We start from the raw sequence: 15,102 nt of genomic DNA, 5'->3' as shown, positions 1-15,102 counted from the left end.
TCCCGACATAGGTAACAACGCCGCATGACCGAACTTGCCCGCCCCGTGTTCCACGGATTCGAACAACTGCCGTTGCGCGAGTACGCCGAACGCGCCTACCTCGACTACTCGATGTACGTGGTCCTGGACCGCGCCCTGCCGTTCGTCGGCGACGGCCTGAAGCCGGTGCAGCGCCGCATCATCTATTCGATGAGCGAGCTGGGGCTGAATGCCGCGTCCAAGCCGAAGAAGTCCGCACGCACCGTCGGTGACGTCATCGGTAAATACCACCCGCACGGCGACAGCGCGTGCTACGAGGCGCTGGTGCTGATGGCCCAGCCGTTCTCCTACCGCTATCCGCTGATCGAAGGCCAGGGCAACTTCGGCTCCAGCGACGACCCGAAGTCGTTCGCGGCGATGCGCTACACCGAATCCAAGCTCACCCCCATCGCCGAAGTGCTGCTGGGCGAGCTGGGCCAGGGCACCACCGACTGGGCGCCCAACTTCGATGGCACGCTGCAGGAGCCGACGTGGATGCCGGCCCGCCTGCCGCACCTGCTGCTCAACGGCACCACGGGCATCGCCGTGGGCATGGCCACCGATGTGCCGCCGCACAATCTCAACGAGATCGTCAGCGCGCTGCTGCACCTGCTGGACGATCCGGACGCCACCGTGCGCGACCTGTGCGAGCACGTGAAAGGCCCGGACTATCCCTCCAGCGCCGAGATCATCACGGCCGCCAACGATCTGCGCACCCTGTACGAGACCGGCAACGGCAGCGTGCGTGCGCGCGCGACGTTCAGCCGTGAAGCCGGCAACATCGTGGTCACCGCACTGCCGTTCCAGGTATCGCCCTCGAAGGTGATCGAGCAGATCGCCGCGCAGATGCGCGCCAAGAAGCTGCCGTGGCTGGAAGACATCCGCGATGAATCCGACCACGCCAATCCGGTGCGGGTGGTGCTGGTGCCGCGCTCGAACCGCGTCGATGCCGAGCAGCTGATGGGCCACCTGTTCGCCACCACCGACCTGGAGCGCAGCTACCGCGTCAACCTCAACGTGATCGGGCTGGACGGCCGTCCGCAGGTGAAGAACCTGAAGATGCTGCTCAGCGAATGGCTGACGTTCCGCAGCAACACCGTCACCCGCCGCCTGCAGCATCGCCTGCAGAAGGTCGAACGCCGCCTGCACCTGCTGGAAGGTCTGCTGGTGGCCTTCCTCAACCTGGACGAGGTGATCCATATCATCCGTACCGAGGACGAACCGAAGGCCGCACTGATCGCGCGCTTCGGCCTGTCCGAAGAACAGGCCGAGTACATCCTGGAGACCAAGCTGAAGCAGCTGGCCCGCCTGGAGGAAATGAAGATCCGCGGCGAGCAGGACGAGCTGGCCAAGGAACGCGAGAAGATCATCGGCATCCTCGACAGCAAGGCCAAGCTGAAGAAGCTGATCCGCGACGAGCTGCAAGCCGATGCGAAGAAGTTCGGCGACGAGCGCCGCTCGCCGCTGGTCCAGCGCCAGGCGGCGCAGGCTATCGACGAGACCGAGCTGGTGCCAAGCGAGCCGATGACGGTGGTGCTGTCGCAGAAGGGCTGGATCCGCGCCGCCAAGGGTCATGACGTGGACGCGTCGGCCCTGTCCTATCGCGATGGCGATGCGCTGCAGGGCGCCGTGCGCGCGCGCAGCACCCAGCAGGTCGCATTCCTGGACAGCGAAGGCCGGGCCTATTCAACGGCGGTGCACACCCTGCCTTCTGCGCGGGGCAACGGCGAGCCGCTGACCGGCCGTTTCTCGCCGGCGCCCGGCACCAGCTTCGTCACCCTGGCCAGCGCCGAGCCGGACGCACGCTTCGTGCTCGCGTCCAGCCATGGCTACGGCTTCGTCACCCGCTTCGAGAACCTGATCGGCCGCAACAAGGCCGGCAAGGCGATGCTGAACCTGTCCGCCGGCTCGTCGGTGCTGCCGCCGGCGGTGGTCGCCAATGTCGAGAGCGACCGCATCGTGGCGGTGACCAGCTCGGGCAACCTGCTGGCGATTCCGGCCAGCGATCTGCCCGAACTGGACAAAGGCAAGGGCAACAAGATCATCGAGATCCCCAAGGCCAAGCTGGCCACGGAACGCGTGGTCGCCATCGTGGCGATCGGGCCGGGGCAGACCCTGCAGGTGCGCGCCGGCCAGCGCACGATGGGCCTGAAGTTCAACGAGCTCGATGCCTACCTCGGCGCGCGGGCGACCCGCGGCCACCTGCTGCCGCGTGGCTGGCAGAAGGTCGAAGGCCTGTCAGTGGAATGACGCAGCGGGGTCGGATCCCTTTCCAACGGAAAGGGCTCTGACCCCAGCTCTGCCCGCCGGGCATGGCCCGGCGCTACCGAAACGCAGCACCAGACACGAAAAAGCCGGGGCATTCCCCGGCTTTTTCGTTGTCGGCTGGCGGGCGGTGGAGCGGCTGGCGGGCGAAGGCTGGCGAGCGATGCTCCGGTGCTGGCGGGCGACGGTACCGGTTCAGTGCGCCGGGGCGCCGCTGCCGTCGATCTTGCTCAGCTGGTACAGCTCCAGGCCGATGCGCTTGATCAGGCCCAGCTGCTGCTCCAGCCACCAGGCGTGGTCCTCTTCGGTGTCCTTCAGCTGCGCCAGCAGGATGTCGCGGCTCACGTAGTCGCCCTTCTCTTCGCACAGCTTCATGCCGGCGGCGAGGTTGTTGCGCACGGCGTACTCGGTGTCCAGATCCTTCTGCAGCATCTCCTCCACCGTCGTACCCGGCTCGGTCAGGTGCGGGCGCATGTCAGGATCACCGCCAAGGAACAGGATGCGGCGCAGCAGCGCGTCGGCATGCTGGGTCTCTTCCTCCATCTCGTGGTTCAGGCGCTCATACAGCGCGAACAGGCCCTGGTCCTCGTAACGGCGGGAGTGGATGAAGTACTGGTCACGCGCGGCAAGCTCGCCGCGCAGCAGTTCCTTCAGGCAGGCGATGACGTCCGGGTTGCCTTTCATGGGGGGCTCCTGTGAATCGATGCGGCATAGGGTGCCCCATTTCGGGATACGGTGATCTAATCGGAATCAGTCGCAGTTGCGCCTGCGGCTACAATCGGCCCCGGCGTTCGGAAAGGACCTGCAATGCGACGTACATGGCGTTGGCTGCTCGGCGTGCTGATCGCCACCCTGCTGGTGGTGGCCCTGGCAGCGTGGCTGCTGCTGCGCGGCAGCCTGGCCGATCTGGAAGGTGAACATGCCCTGCCCGGCCTAAGCGCAGCAGTCACTGTCGAGCGCGACGCGCTGGGCGTGGTCACCATCACCGCGGGCAGCCAGGCCGACGCCATGCGTGCGCTCGGCCGTGTCCACGCACAGGAGCGCTACTTCGAGATGGACCTGATGCGGCGCAGCGCGGCCGGCGAACTGGCTGCGCTGTTCGGCCCGAAGGCCATCGAGGTGGACAAGCGCATGCGGGTTCATCGCCTGCGCGCGCGGACCGACGCCCATCTGGAGGCCGCCCTGGGCAGCAACGCCGCGGCGGTGAACGCGTATGTCGATGGGGTCAACCAGGGCCTGGCCGATCTCTCCGTGCGCCCGTGGGCCTACCTGCTGCTGCGGCAGGCGCCGCAGCCGTGGACCGCCAGCGACAGCGTGCTGGCCGGGCTGGCCATGTACGCCGATCTGCAGGATCCGGGCAACCGGACTGAACTGGCGCTCAGCCGCATCCAGGCGGTGGTGCCACCGGCGCTGCATGCGCTGATCGCGCACCAGGGCAGCGAATGGGATGCGCCCCTGTTCGGCGAGCCGCGCGGCAATGCCCTGCTGCCCGATGCAGGGCAACTGGATCTGCGCACGCTGGCCGCCTCGCCCGCCCCCGTGCCGGTGGAAGCCGGCGCAGTGGGCAGCAACAACTTCGCCGTGGCCGGCGCCCTCACTGCCGATGGCCGTGCGATCGTTGCCGACGACATGCACCTGGGCCTGCGTGCACCCGGCCTCTGGTTCCGCGTGCGCCTGCGCTATCCCGATCCGCAGGCGGCCGATGGCCAGGTCGACATCAGTGGCTTCTCGCTGCCCGGTCTACCGGCCGTCATCGTCGGCAGCAACGGGCATGTCGCCTGGGGGTTCACCAACAGCTACATCGACACCGCCGATTTCCGCAACGAACCGGCCACGGCCCCGATGACGGTGCATGAAGAGCGCATCGCCGTGGCCGGCCAGGATGACGTGGTGTTCCCGGTGCGCGAGACCGCCTGGGGGCCGATCCTGCACACCCACGCCGATGGCAGCGGCGACGCACTGCGCTGGGTCGCACATCTGCCCGGCGCGGTGCGCCTGGATTTCGCCGACATGGCCCGCGCGGGCGACCTGGACCAGGCCCTGCGCGTGGCCGACCGCGCCGGCATTCCTGCACAGAACCTGGTGATCGGCGACCGCAGCGGGCGCATCGCCTGGCGTCTGATCGGCGCCCGTCCGGACCGTGGCTCCGGATGTGCGGCGGCCGGCTACGCGCCAGCGCGCAATGACGCCTGCGCACCCTGGTCGCTGCGCAGCGACGCTGCCCCCGCACTGATCGATCCCGCCGACCACCGTCTGTGGACCGCCAACGGCCGCGTGCTGGACGGCGCCGCACTGGCAGTGGCCGGCAATGGCGGCTACGACCTTGGCGCCCGCGCGCGGCAGATCCGCGACCTGCTGGCGGTCCAGGACCGTTTCGATGAGCACGACCTGCTGGCGATCCAGCTCGATGACCGCGCGGTAATGCTGCAACGCTGGTGGGCGCTGCTGCAGCAGATCACCGCACACAGCAGCGACCCTGCACTGCAGCGCCTGCATGCAGCCAATGCGCACTGGGAAGGACGGGCATCGGTGGACTCGGTGAGCTATCGCATCACCCGCGGCTTCCGTGGCAAGGTGCTCGATGCGGTCGAAGGCGCGCTGCTCGCGCCTGCCCGCGCACAGCTGGGCGCCGACTACCTGCCGCCGCGGCTGCCCGAGCTGGAGGGCGTGGTCTGGCCGATGCTGGAACAGCGCCCGGCACATCTGCTGCCACCCGGTATCGACAGCTGGGATGCGTTGCTGGCGAAGGCCGCACGTGAGCTGGAAGCAGATCTTGCCAGCCAGGGACCGCTGGCCCAGCGCCGCTGGGGAGAGCGCAACACCGCGTCGATCTGCCACCCAGTCAGTCGCGCCCTGCCCGCCTTCGCACGCCGCGCGTTGTGCATGCCGGCCGAGCCGTTGCCCGGCGACCGCGACATGCCACGGGTGCAGGCCCCGGATTTCGGTGCTTCGCAGCGGATGGTGGTCTCCCCCGGTCACGAAGCCGACGGCATCGTGCACATGCCCGGTGGCCAGAGTGGCCACCCGCTGTCCCCCTACTGGGGCGCGGGCCACGAAGACTGGGTGCATGGCCGCCCCTCGCCGTTCCTGCCGGGCAAGGCCCAGCACGTGATGACGCTGGTGCCGGCGAGATAGAGGGGTAGCGCCGGGCCATGCCCGGCGAGCGCGCAGCGCGGACGGACAGCAAAGCCGCCGGGCATGGCCCGGCGCTACCGGCTCAGGTGCGGCGGCGATCGATCAGGTTCAACAACGGCCCGGTCATCGCAGTGGTCACCAGTGCCATGATCACCAGTACCGCGAACAGGCGATCCCCGAGCAGGCCCAGCTCATAGCCCAGGTTGAGCACGATCAGTTCCATCAGGCCGCGCGTGTTCATCAGCGCTCCCAGCCGCCATGCCTCGCGGGCCGGCAGGCCGGTGCTGCGGGCGGCACTGAATGTGCCCAGCAGCTTGCCGGCCGTGGCCACCGCGATCACCACCAGGCACAGCACGATGTCGCCGGCGTGCAGTGCGTCGGCGCGCATGCGCAGGCCGGTCATGGCGAAGAACAGGGGCAGCAGCAGGGTCACCGCGAACGGCTCGACGCGGGCCATCAGCAGTGCGCGCAGCGGCGCATTGGATGACACCGCCACGCCCGCAGCGAATGCGCCGAACAACGCATGGATGCCCAGCATCTCGGTCACCAGCGCACTGGCCAGCGACAACAGCAGGATGCCCAGCAACCACCGTCCTTCACGTCCTGCCACCACCTGCTGGCGGGCAAACCACGGTCTTACCAGGCCAAGCATCAGCGCCACGAAGGCCACCACGCCCAGCAGGTTGAGGCTTGCCGGCAGCCAGCCACCGGCCTGTGCAGCCGCCACGATCAGCGCCAGCAGGCACCAGGCCGTGGCATCGCCGAGTGCCGCGCAGGCAATGGCGGTCTGTCCCAGCGGAGTATGGGTGATGCCGCGATCGGCGAGGATCCGCAGCAGCACCGGGAATGCCGTGATGCTCATCGATATCCCGACGAACAGCGCGAAGGACGTGAAGCCCACGCCCTGCGGACCGTGCTGCGGGTACAGCCAGATCGCCAGGGCCACGCCCAGCATGAATGGCACGGCGATACCGGCATGGCTGACGGTGAACGCGAACCGCCGTCGTCCGCGCAGTGCGGCCAGGTCGAGTTCGGCACCGGCCACCAGCAGAAACATCAGCACACCCAGCTGGCCGAGCAGGCCCAACGGCGCCAGCGACGCCGCCGGGAACAGCGCGCCATGCAACTGCGGCAACAGGCTGCCCAGCACCAACGGGCCCATCATCAGGCCTGCCGCCATTTCGCCGATCACCGCCGGCTGGCCGAAGCGCTTGAGCAGCGCTCCCGCGCCCTTGGCCACCAGCAGCAGGACCAGCAGCTGCAGCAGGAACAGGCCCAGCGGCGATGACAGATGCCGGGCCCAGCTGCCTTCGTCGGCAACCGTGGCGCGTGCGACCGCTTCAGGCGCCGCCGGCCCGGCATACCGCGCCAGCAGCAGGCCGGCCAGCAACGGCAGTCCGGCCCAGGCCACGTAGCGCCACCCCCACTTCATCGGCGGCGCCCGGCCCTCGCTCTGTACGTCCATGAACATTCCCCAATGTGCAGGGGGCGATGATACGTCCTTGCCTGCGCCGACGCTGCGCGCCCGCCGGGCGTAGCCCGGCGCTGCCGGTCACGCCAGGGCCTGCTCGTGTACCCCGGCAATCGCCCGGCCGGACGGATCGGCCGCTGCGGCGAAACTCGCGTCCCAGGCAATCGCGGCCGGCGAGGAACAGGCGATCGATTTTCCACCCGGGACCGTTTCGGCCGCGGCCCTGCTCGGGAAGAACTGTTCGAACAGGTGGCGATAGTAGTACGCCTCCTTGGTCTGCGGCGGGTTGTGCGGGAAGCGCTTGTCGGCGGCGGCCAGTACCCGGTCGCTGACCTGCGCCTCGGCGTGCGCCTTCAATCCATCGATCCAGCCATAGCCGACGCCATCGCTGAACTGCTCCTTCTGGCGCCACAGGATGCTGTCCGGCAGATAGCCATCGAACGCTTCACGCAACACCGCCTTCTCGATACGGCGACCGCCGAAGCCGCTGCCGACCATCTTGTGCGCGGCGTCGATGCGCATCGCCACATCGAGGAAGTCGCGGTCCAGGAACGGCACGCGAGGCTCCACGCCCCAGGCCATCATCGACTTGTTGGCACGCAGGCAATCGTAGTTGTGCAGGGCATCGAGCTTGCGCACCAGCTCCTGGTGGAATTCGCGCGCGTCCGGTGCCTTGTGGAAGTACAGGTAGCCGCCGAAGATCTCGTCGCTGCCTTCGCCGGACAACACCATCTTCACCCCCATCGCCTTGATCCGTCGTGCCAGCAGGAACATCGGCGTGGACGCGCGGATGGTGGTGACATCGTAGGTTTCGATATGGCGGATCACCTCGGGGAGCACGTCGAGGCCTTCCTCGAAGGTGTACTCGAAGCCGTGGTGCACGGTGCCCAGCGCTTCGGCGGCGACGGCGGCGGCGGCCAGATCGGGCGATCCCTTCAGCCCGATCGCGAACGAATGCAGGCGCGGCCACCAGGCTTCGCTCTGGCCGCCATCCTCGATGCGGCGGCGGGCATAGCGGGCGGCGACGGCGGCCACCAGCGACGAATCCAGTCCACCAGACAGCAGCACGCCGTACGGCACGTCGCTCATCAGCTGGCGTTCCACCGCATGTTCAAAGGCCTGTCGCAGCTCGGCCAGATCGGCTTGGCGCCCTTCAACGTCCGCATACTCGCGCCAGGGCTGCTGGTAGTAGCGCACCAGTTCGCCACTGGCACTGTCGTAGTAATGACCCGGCGGGAACTGGGCAACGTCGGCACAGGTATCCACCAGCGCTTTCATCTCCGAGGCCACCCGCAGGCGCCCCTGCGCGTCGTGCCCCCAGTACAGCGGCACCACGCCGACCGGATCGCGCGCCACCAGTACGCGACCGGCATCGCGGTCCCACAGCGCGAAGGCGAAGATGCCGTTGAGCTGCTCCAGCCAGCGGGACGGCGAGCCTCCCTGCCGGTACAGCGCGTTGATCACCTCGCAGTCCGAGCCGGTCTGGAAGTCGTAGGGGTGGGCCAGCGCGGCCTTGAGCAGCTGATGGTTGTAGATTTCGCCGTTGACCGCCAGCGCCAGCTGACCGTCCGCCGACAACAGCGGCTGCGAGCCACCCGCCGGATCGACGATGGCCAGCCGCTCGTGCACCAGCAGTGCACCTTCATCAAGGTAGACGCCGCTCCAGTCCGGGCCACGATGACGCTGCCGCTGCGACAGCTCCAACGCATGCCGGCGCAGGGCGGGAAGATCATCACCGGCCTGCAGGCCGAAGATTGCGAAGATCGAACACATGGGGGAACTCCTGTTGTCGGTTCTACGAGGGGCAAGGTGTTCGACCGGCCATCCAGGCCCGGGTAGCGCTGCGCCCGGGCACAAAAAAACCCGCATCGGCCGATGCGGGTTTTCTGGTGTCCGGGCGTGTGTTGCTGTCTATCTACCCAGGGCGCAGTCCCGCATCGGCCGCGCACGATTATTCGCGCGCAGATTATTGCGGTTGTTGTTGACGGCGGTGGCCAGGCGGATCGACATGACCCGACCCTAACCCGGTTTCCGGGGCCGCGCAACAGTTGCGTTGGCAACCAGGTGCGTCGTACGCCGGGCATGGCCCGGCGCTACCGTCGGCCAAGGGCGGCGCCGGGCCATGCCCGGCGTCGTGCCTCACACCAGCAGGCGCTCGACCAGCCGCAGGTACAGGCCCGGCAGGGCCTCAAGCTCGTCCACACGCACGTTCTCGTCCACCTGGTGAATGCTGGCGTTGACCGGTCCCACTTCGATGCACTGCGCGCCCAAGGGCGCGATGAAGCGGGCGTCGGACGTTCCGCCACCGGTGCTTTCTTCCGGCGCACCGCCGATGTGATCGGCCAGCACGGCGCGCGCGGCGGCACGCAGCGTGCCTTCGGGCGTGTAGAACGGCTCGCCGCTGCGGTGCCACTTCAGCGTGTACTGCAGGCCGTGACGGTCCAGCACCGCGGTGATCTCCGCTTCCAGTTTCGGCGCATCCCAATGCGGGTTGTAGCGGACGTTGAAATCCACTTCCAGCTCGCCCGGAATCACGTTGTTGGCACCGGTGCCGGCATGGATGTTGGAGATCTGCAGGCTGGTCGGCGGAAAGCTCTCGTAACCCTCGTCCCAGCGCCGCGCACTCAGTTCGGCCAACGCCGGCGCCGCCTGGTGGATCGGATTGCGTGCCTTCTCCGGGTAGGCCACATGGCCCTGCACGCCCTGCACGCGCAGCTTCGCCGACAGGCTGCCGCGGCGGCCGACGCGGAGCAGATCGCCCAGCGTTGCGGTCGACGAGGGTTCGCCGGTGATGCACCAGTCGATGCGCTGGCCACGCTCTGCGAACAGGCGCGCGACATGGCGCACGCCGTCGATCGCATCGCCCTCCTCGTCACTGGTCAGCAGCACCGCCAGCGTTCCCGCATGATGAGGGTGGGCTGCGGCGAACTGCTCGGCCGCGATCACGAACGCGGCTACGCTGCCCTTCATGTCGGCCGCGCCACGGCCGTACAGCACGCCATCGCGGATCTTCGGGACGAACGGATCGCTCTGCCAGGCCTCGCGCGGTCCCGGTGGCACCACGTCGGTGTGGCCCAGCAGGACCAGCACCGGCGCACCGCTGCCATGGGTCGCCCAGAGGTTGTCGACGTCGCCCAGGCGCAGGTGCTCGCAGTCGAACCCTGCACGCTGCAGCCGCGCCGCAAGCAGCGCCTGGCAGCCGGCATCGTCCGGCGTGACCGATGGCCGTGCGATCAGCTCGCAGGCCAGGTCCAGCACCGCGCTCACGCGCCACCCACGCCGAAGCGCGCCTTGAACCCGTTGTCGCTGAATCCCTGGCTGACCTTGCCGTCGGACGTCACCACCAGCGGGCGCTTGATCAGCTGCGGGTACTCGCGCAGCAGCAGCTTCCACTCGGCATCGGAGGCGGCCGCCTTGCGGTTGTCCGGCAGTTGCCGCCAGGTGGTCGATGACCGGTTGACCATCGCGGACAGGCCGCCCAGCTGCGCGGCCCACTCGACCAGCGTTTCCGGGCCGGGCTTGGTCTCGCGGTAGTCGACGAAGGTGTATGGCACGCCGAAGCGGTCCAGCCACTTGGTCGCCTTCTTGCAGGTATCGCAGTTCTTCAATCCGTAGACAGTGGTGCTCATGGCCATCGGCAATGCTGGAAAACAGAGGGGCAGAATCTCACAACAGACGCTCGGACACGACCCGGAACGGCACGCGTGGCAGGTGGAAGGCCAGCCCGTCGGGCAGCGCAACGCCCATCGCCTGCAGGCGTGGACACTGCAGCGTACCCTGCAGGTGCAGCGGCCGCAGATGGGTCAGCTCCACCGGCAGGTCGATGCGGGTGCTGGCCCAGTGCCCGTCACAGGTACGGGCGATGGCCTCGTCCTGGCAGGTCAGGAAACGCAGCAGGGCGTGATGGCCGCCAAAGGCCGCCGACCACGTGGCATCGTCCCAGCCTGCGGCAACCTGCCACTGCAGTCGAAGCGCCGGCGCGCTGCCGTGCCCACCTTCGATCAGGGTATGGCCGCCGCCATCGGCCCCAAGCACATGTGCGAAGCGCACGGAGAGATGAGGTTGCATGGCATCGCTGAAGGCACGCGCACCGGCGACGAAGGCCAGCTGATCCATCACGTTGCGGTCGAACAGCACGACCGGGGTGCCGTCCGGATCGTCGTCGCGGCGCAGATACCACCGCCAGTTGCTCTGCTGCGGCGATGGCATCAGCGCCCGCAGAGGGCCGGCCAGGGCCGGCCCGAAGTGACCGTGCCGATAGCTGAGGATGGAGTAAGGCGTACGACCTGCATGGACCACGTAGTGATGGCCAGGTGGCGGTGACGGCGCATGGCGCACATCGACCCACCAGCTGGCGTAGATCACATCGCGCACATCGCTGGCCAGCGCCGGCATCGGCCAGCGCCGCGACAGCGCGCGGCGCAGCCGGGTCCAGCGCGGTGCGTGCAGCAGGCGCGGCAGCATCCGCGCGAACACGTTGTCGAACGGATGCCGGTAGATCGCGGACTGCGCCAGGTCGTCCGGCGCAGCCATCGTCAGTCCGCCAGGCCGCGCAGAAGATCGTTGACGCTGGTCTTGCTGCGGGTGCGGGCATCGACCTGCTTGACGATCACCGCGCAGTACAGCGAGTGCGTGCCGTCCTTGCTCGGCAGCGAGCCCGACACCACCACGCTGTACGGCGGGATGTAGCCGTAGGTGATCTCGCCGGTGGCGCGGTTGTAGATGCGGGTGCTCTGGCTGAGGAACACGCCCATGCCGATCACGCTGTGGTGGCCGACCACTACGCCCTCCACCACTTCCGAACGCGCGCCGATGAAGCAATGGTCTTCGATGATGGTCGGGCTGGCCTGCAGCGGTTCGAGCACGCCGCCGATGCCGGCGCCACCGGACAGGTGGCAATGCTGGCCGATCTGCGCACAGGAACCGACGGTGGCCCAGGTATCGACCATCGTGCCCTCGCCGACATGGGCGCCGATGTTGGTGAAGCTCGGCATCAGCACCACATCCTTGCCGAAGTAGGTACCCCGGCGCGCGATCGCGCCCGGCACCACGCGTACCCCGGCACGACGGAACTTCGCTTCGTCGTACCCGGCAAAGCGCGATTCGACCTTGTCCCAGAACGGGGCCGGACGGGCGTCGACCACTGCCATGTCATTGACACGGAAGTACAGCAGCACCGCCTTCTTCAGCCATTCGTTGACTTTCCAGCCCCCCTGCCCGTCCGGCTCGGCGACACGGAACTCGCCGCTTTCCAGGCCGTCGATCACGCGGTTGACCAGCACCCGGGTCGAGCCCTCCAGTTCATGCAAGGTCAGCGTCGCGCGGCGCTCGAAGGCGCTTTCGATGCCGAACTTCAGTTCTTCCACGCCCGGCGCGGCCGGCCTGCGCAGCGACTTGCGGGCGATGGTCTCGGCGCGCGCGGCTTCCGCGCTCTTGGCCGGGGCCTTCTTCGGCGCCGGCTTCTTCGCGGCAGCCACCTTCTTCACCGGGGCAACGGTCTTCTTTGCGGCCGTCGCGGCAGTGGTCTTTCGGGCCGCCGCGCTCTTGGCGGTCGCGGCGGTCTTCTTTGCAGGCTTGGTGGCCATCAGGTGGGGTCTCCGGCGTTTCGATCAGGGTCCAGGCAGGCCAGCATCGCGTCATGCAGCTGCTGCCGGGCGGGTTCGGTCAGGGGGAGGTCGTGTTCGTCACTGATCACGAAGGTGTCTTCGGCGCGTTCGCCGAACGTGGCAATGCGCGCGTCATGCACGCGCAGGCCCTGGTTACGCAGCACGAACGCCACGTCGGCCAGCAGGCCGGGGCGGTCGGGTGCGACCAGGGCGAATCGGGTTGCGCCAGGCTCATCGCGGAACTCGATGCGCGGCACGAAGCGGAAGTGACGCAGCTGCCGCGGCACCACCCGCCGCGACGGGCGCAGACGGCCCAGGTCACCGGCCAGCGCCTCGCGCAGCGCAGCTTCCAGGTTGGCGCTGCTGCCATCGGCGAAGGTATCGGCGGGGCTGACCTCAAAGGTATCGAAGATGGTGCCCGCGGGGCCGTCCAGTACCCGTGCGCGATGGATGCCGTAGCCCTTGCGGTCCAGCGTCATCACGATGGCAGCAAACAGGCCGTCGCGATCCGGCGAATGCACGAACACTTCCAGCGCGGGGTCGTCGACGCTGATGCGGCGCACCTTCACCAGCGCCTGGCCCTGCTTCACCGGCACCAGCGCAGCGGCCTGCCAGGCCAGCTGCTCCGGACGCAGGCGGATGAAGCCTTCATCAGGCATGACGGCGAACTGGCGGTCGATCGTGGCGTCGTCATAGCCCTGTTCGCGTACCAGCGCGCGCACGCTGTCACGCGCCTCGGCAACGCGCTCGGCGGCCGGCACCGGATGCTCCAGGCCCTCGCGCAGTGCGCGCCGCGTGGCGAAGTACAGATCGGCCAGCAGCCGGTCCTTCCAGGCGTTCCACAACTTGGGGCTGGTGCCGGCGATGTCGGCGCAGGTCAGCAGGTACAGGTAGTCGAGGCGGTCGCGGCTGCCGACCAGGGTTGCGAAACGATGGATCACGGCCGGATCGGCGATGTCCTGCTTCTGCGCTGTCACCGACATGCGCAGGTGCTGTTCGACCAGCCACGCCACCAGTTCGGTATCCGAGGCACTGAGCGCATGCGCCCGGCAGAACGCGCGCGCATCCACCGCTCCCAGCTCGGAATGATCGCCGCCGCGGCCCTTGGCAATGTCATGGAACAGCCCGGCCAGCAGCAGCAGCTCCGGCTTGCGCAGCCGCGGCCACACTTCATGCGCGATCGAGAAGCGCTCGTCGGCACGGCTGCTGGCGAACTGGCCGATGTTGCGCAGAACCATCAGCGTGTGCTGATCGACGGTGTAGACGTGGAACAGGTCGAACTGCATGCGTCCGCTGACCTGGGCGAACGCGGGAATCCACTGGCCCAGCACACCCAGCCGGGCCATCCGCGAGAGCGTGTCGACCGGGCGCTGGCCACGCAGCAGCGCCATGAACTGCTCACGCGCATCGGCATCGGCCTGGTCATAGGCGGGCAGCAGCGGCAGCGACTCGGCCAGTGCGCGCGCGGTCAGCGAATGCAGGCCACGCACCTGCGGGTTGTTGGCCCAGCCGGCGAACAGGGCGAACACCTGGCCGATGTCGCCGCGCGGCCACGCCGCCTCGTTCGCCGCCAGATAGCCGCGGCGCAGCGAGAAACCCACGGTCAGCGGTTCCGGCAGCGCTTCGCCGTCGAACTGCTCCTCGAAGCGTTGCAGCAGGCGGTCGCTGATCCGGCGCACCACCGAAGCGGCGCGATAGAACCCCTGCATCATCTTCTCGACGCCCAGGTTCTCGGCGTCGTCCTCAAAACCCAGCCGCGCGGCCAGTGTCTTCTGGTAATCGAAGCGGAGGCGCTCCTCCGGCCGCCGTGCCACCAGGTGCAGGCCGAAGCGCAGGCGCGCCAGCACCGCGCGCTCCCGCTGGAGCGCCGCGGCTTCGTCGGCACCCAGATGGCCCAGCCCGACCAGCGCCTCAAGGTCGCGAACGCCGAACGCGCGCAGCGCCATCCACCCCAGCGTATTGAGATCACGCAGCCCGCCGGGGCCATCCTTCAGATCGGGCTCGAGGTTGTCGGCGGTATCGCCGAAACGCTGGTGGCGGTTGCGCAGTTCCTCCAGCTTGGCCAGGAAGAAGGTGCGCGCCGGCCACAGTCCGCTGTCGTCGTCGGTTGCTTCGCGCAGCGCCCGGCGCGCCGCATCGTCGGCCAGGATCGGGCGCGCTTCGATCAGCGCGGTCAGCACGGTCTGGTCGGCGGCCGCCTCGCGGCACTGCGCCGCCGAGCGCACGGCATGGCTGACCGCCAATCCGCAATCCCACAGCAGGGCGAACAACCGCGCCAGGCCCGCTTCGTGGGCGACCTGCGCTGGCGGCGCGCCGAACACCAGCAGATCGATGTCAGAACGTGGGAACAGCTCCCCACGGCCGTAGCCGCCCACTGCGAACAGGGACAGCCCACTGTCGGACGGCAGGCAGCGCTGCCACGCCAGCCGGATCAGGTGATCGGCCGCGCGCGCGCGCAGTGCCAGCAGGCGCTCGATGTTGTCGCCCTGGTCGAAACGGCGGTACAGCCGCGCATCGGCCTGCTGCAGCGCCTGCCGTGCAGCGGAAGCCCAGTCCGGGTCGTTGAGCGACGCGGCCGGCGTGTCCAGCAGCGAACTCGCCGGCAGC

Annotated in this window: 10 protein-coding genes; 2 read left to right on the top strand and 8 right to left on the bottom strand. The window is 68.5% G+C overall.

What is annotated here, in order from left to right:
* The first annotated feature begins 24 nt into the window (after positions 1-24).
* Positions 25-2,268: a DNA topoisomerase IV subunit A gene (gene parC, locus ACZK08_RS06055; RefSeq protein WP_053518348.1), complete on the top strand. Its 2,244-nt coding sequence runs from the start codon at positions 25-27 to the stop codon at positions 2,266-2,268.
* 210 nt (positions 2,269-2,478) lie between these two features.
* On the opposite strand, the gene bfr is transcribed toward parC, so the two are convergent.
* The gene (gene bfr / locus ACZK08_RS06050; RefSeq protein ID WP_053518345.1) at positions 2,479-2,967 is read right to left on the bottom strand and encodes a bacterioferritin; all 489 of its coding nucleotides are present in this window, start codon (positions 2,965-2,967) and stop codon (positions 2,479-2,481) included.
* 123 nt (positions 2,968-3,090) lie between these two features.
* Between bfr and ACZK08_RS06045 the strand changes: the two genes are divergently transcribed.
* Positions 3,091-5,418, top strand: coding sequence for a penicillin acylase family protein (locus ACZK08_RS06045; RefSeq protein ID WP_065181184.1), 2,328 nt, complete (start codon positions 3,091-3,093; stop codon positions 5,416-5,418).
* An 82-nt stretch (positions 5,419-5,500) separates the two neighbouring features.
* Here the strand turns inward: ACZK08_RS06045 and ACZK08_RS06040 are convergent, their stop codons facing one another.
* From ACZK08_RS06040 to ACZK08_RS06010, 7 genes are all read right to left on the bottom strand, one after another.
* Positions 5,501-6,889: a cation:proton antiporter domain-containing protein gene (locus ACZK08_RS06040; RefSeq protein ID WP_065181183.1), complete on the bottom strand. Its 1,389-nt coding sequence runs from the start codon at positions 6,887-6,889 to the stop codon at positions 5,501-5,503.
* Between the two features lie 81 nt (positions 6,890-6,970).
* Positions 6,971-8,662 carry an asparagine synthase B gene (gene asnB, locus ACZK08_RS06035; RefSeq protein WP_053518338.1) on the bottom strand — a complete coding sequence of 564 codons (1,692 nt, stop codon included), beginning with the start codon at positions 8,660-8,662 and terminating at the stop codon, positions 6,971-6,973.
* A 366-nt stretch (positions 8,663-9,028) separates the two neighbouring features.
* On the bottom strand, positions 9,029-10,156 hold the full coding sequence (gene dapE, locus ACZK08_RS06030; protein ID WP_065181182.1) for a succinyl-diaminopimelate desuccinylase: 1,128 nt from the start codon (positions 10,154-10,156) through the stop codon (positions 9,029-9,031).
* Positions 10,153-10,524 carry an arsenate reductase gene (locus ACZK08_RS06025; RefSeq protein ID WP_180875666.1) on the bottom strand — a complete coding sequence of 124 codons (372 nt, stop codon included), beginning with the start codon at positions 10,522-10,524 and terminating at the stop codon, positions 10,153-10,155. Before ACZK08_RS06025 ends, dapE begins: the two co-directional genes overlap by 4 nt.
* Positions 10,525-10,555: 31 nt before the next feature.
* Positions 10,556-11,422, bottom strand: coding sequence for a hypothetical protein (locus tag ACZK08_RS06020; RefSeq protein WP_065181181.1), 867 nt, complete (start codon positions 11,420-11,422; stop codon positions 10,556-10,558).
* Positions 11,423-11,424: 2 nt separating this feature from the next.
* Positions 11,425-12,474, bottom strand: a complete 1,050-nt coding sequence (gene dapD / locus ACZK08_RS06015) for a 2,3,4,5-tetrahydropyridine-2,6-dicarboxylate N-succinyltransferase (protein WP_053518332.1) — start codon at positions 12,472-12,474, stop codon at positions 11,425-11,427.
* Positions 12,474-15,086, bottom strand: a complete 2,613-nt coding sequence (locus ACZK08_RS06010; protein WP_478452709.1) for a [protein-PII] uridylyltransferase — start codon at positions 15,084-15,086, stop codon at positions 12,474-12,476. Before ACZK08_RS06010 ends, dapD begins: the two co-directional genes overlap by 1 nt.
* Between the last annotated feature and the right edge of the window lie 16 nt (positions 15,087-15,102).

Source organism: Stenotrophomonas sp. 112478_Sma (assembly GCF_056479905.1).
Note: the sequence above shows the minus strand (reverse complement) of the source record. Positions and strands in the feature narration are given on the sequence as shown.

Bases quoted from the DNA above. Each gene is read 5' to 3' on its own strand.
- parC (WP_053518348.1), top strand. From the start codon at position 25: ATGACCGAACTTGCCCGCCCCGTGTTCCACGGATTCGAACAACTGCCG.
- bfr (WP_053518345.1), bottom strand. From the start codon at position 2,967: ATGAAAGGCAACCCGGACGTCATCGCCTGCCTGAAGGAACTGCTGCGC.
- ACZK08_RS06045 (WP_065181184.1), top strand. From the start codon at position 3,091: ATGCGACGTACATGGCGTTGGCTGCTCGGCGTGCTGATCGCCACCCTG.
- ACZK08_RS06040 (WP_065181183.1), bottom strand. From the start codon at position 6,889: ATGTTCATGGACGTACAGAGCGAGGGCCGGGCGCCGCCGATGAAGTGG.
- asnB (WP_053518338.1), bottom strand. From the start codon at position 8,662: ATGTGTTCGATCTTCGCAATCTTCGGCCTGCAGGCCGGTGATGATCTT.
- ACZK08_RS06025 (WP_180875666.1), bottom strand. From the start codon at position 10,524: ATGGCCATGAGCACCACTGTCTACGGATTGAAGAACTGCGATACCTGC.
- ACZK08_RS06020 (WP_065181181.1), bottom strand. From the start codon at position 11,422: ATGGCTGCGCCGGACGACCTGGCGCAGTCCGCGATCTACCGGCATCCG.
- dapD (WP_053518332.1), bottom strand. From the start codon at position 12,474: ATGGCCACCAAGCCTGCAAAGAAGACCGCCGCGACCGCCAAGAGCGCG.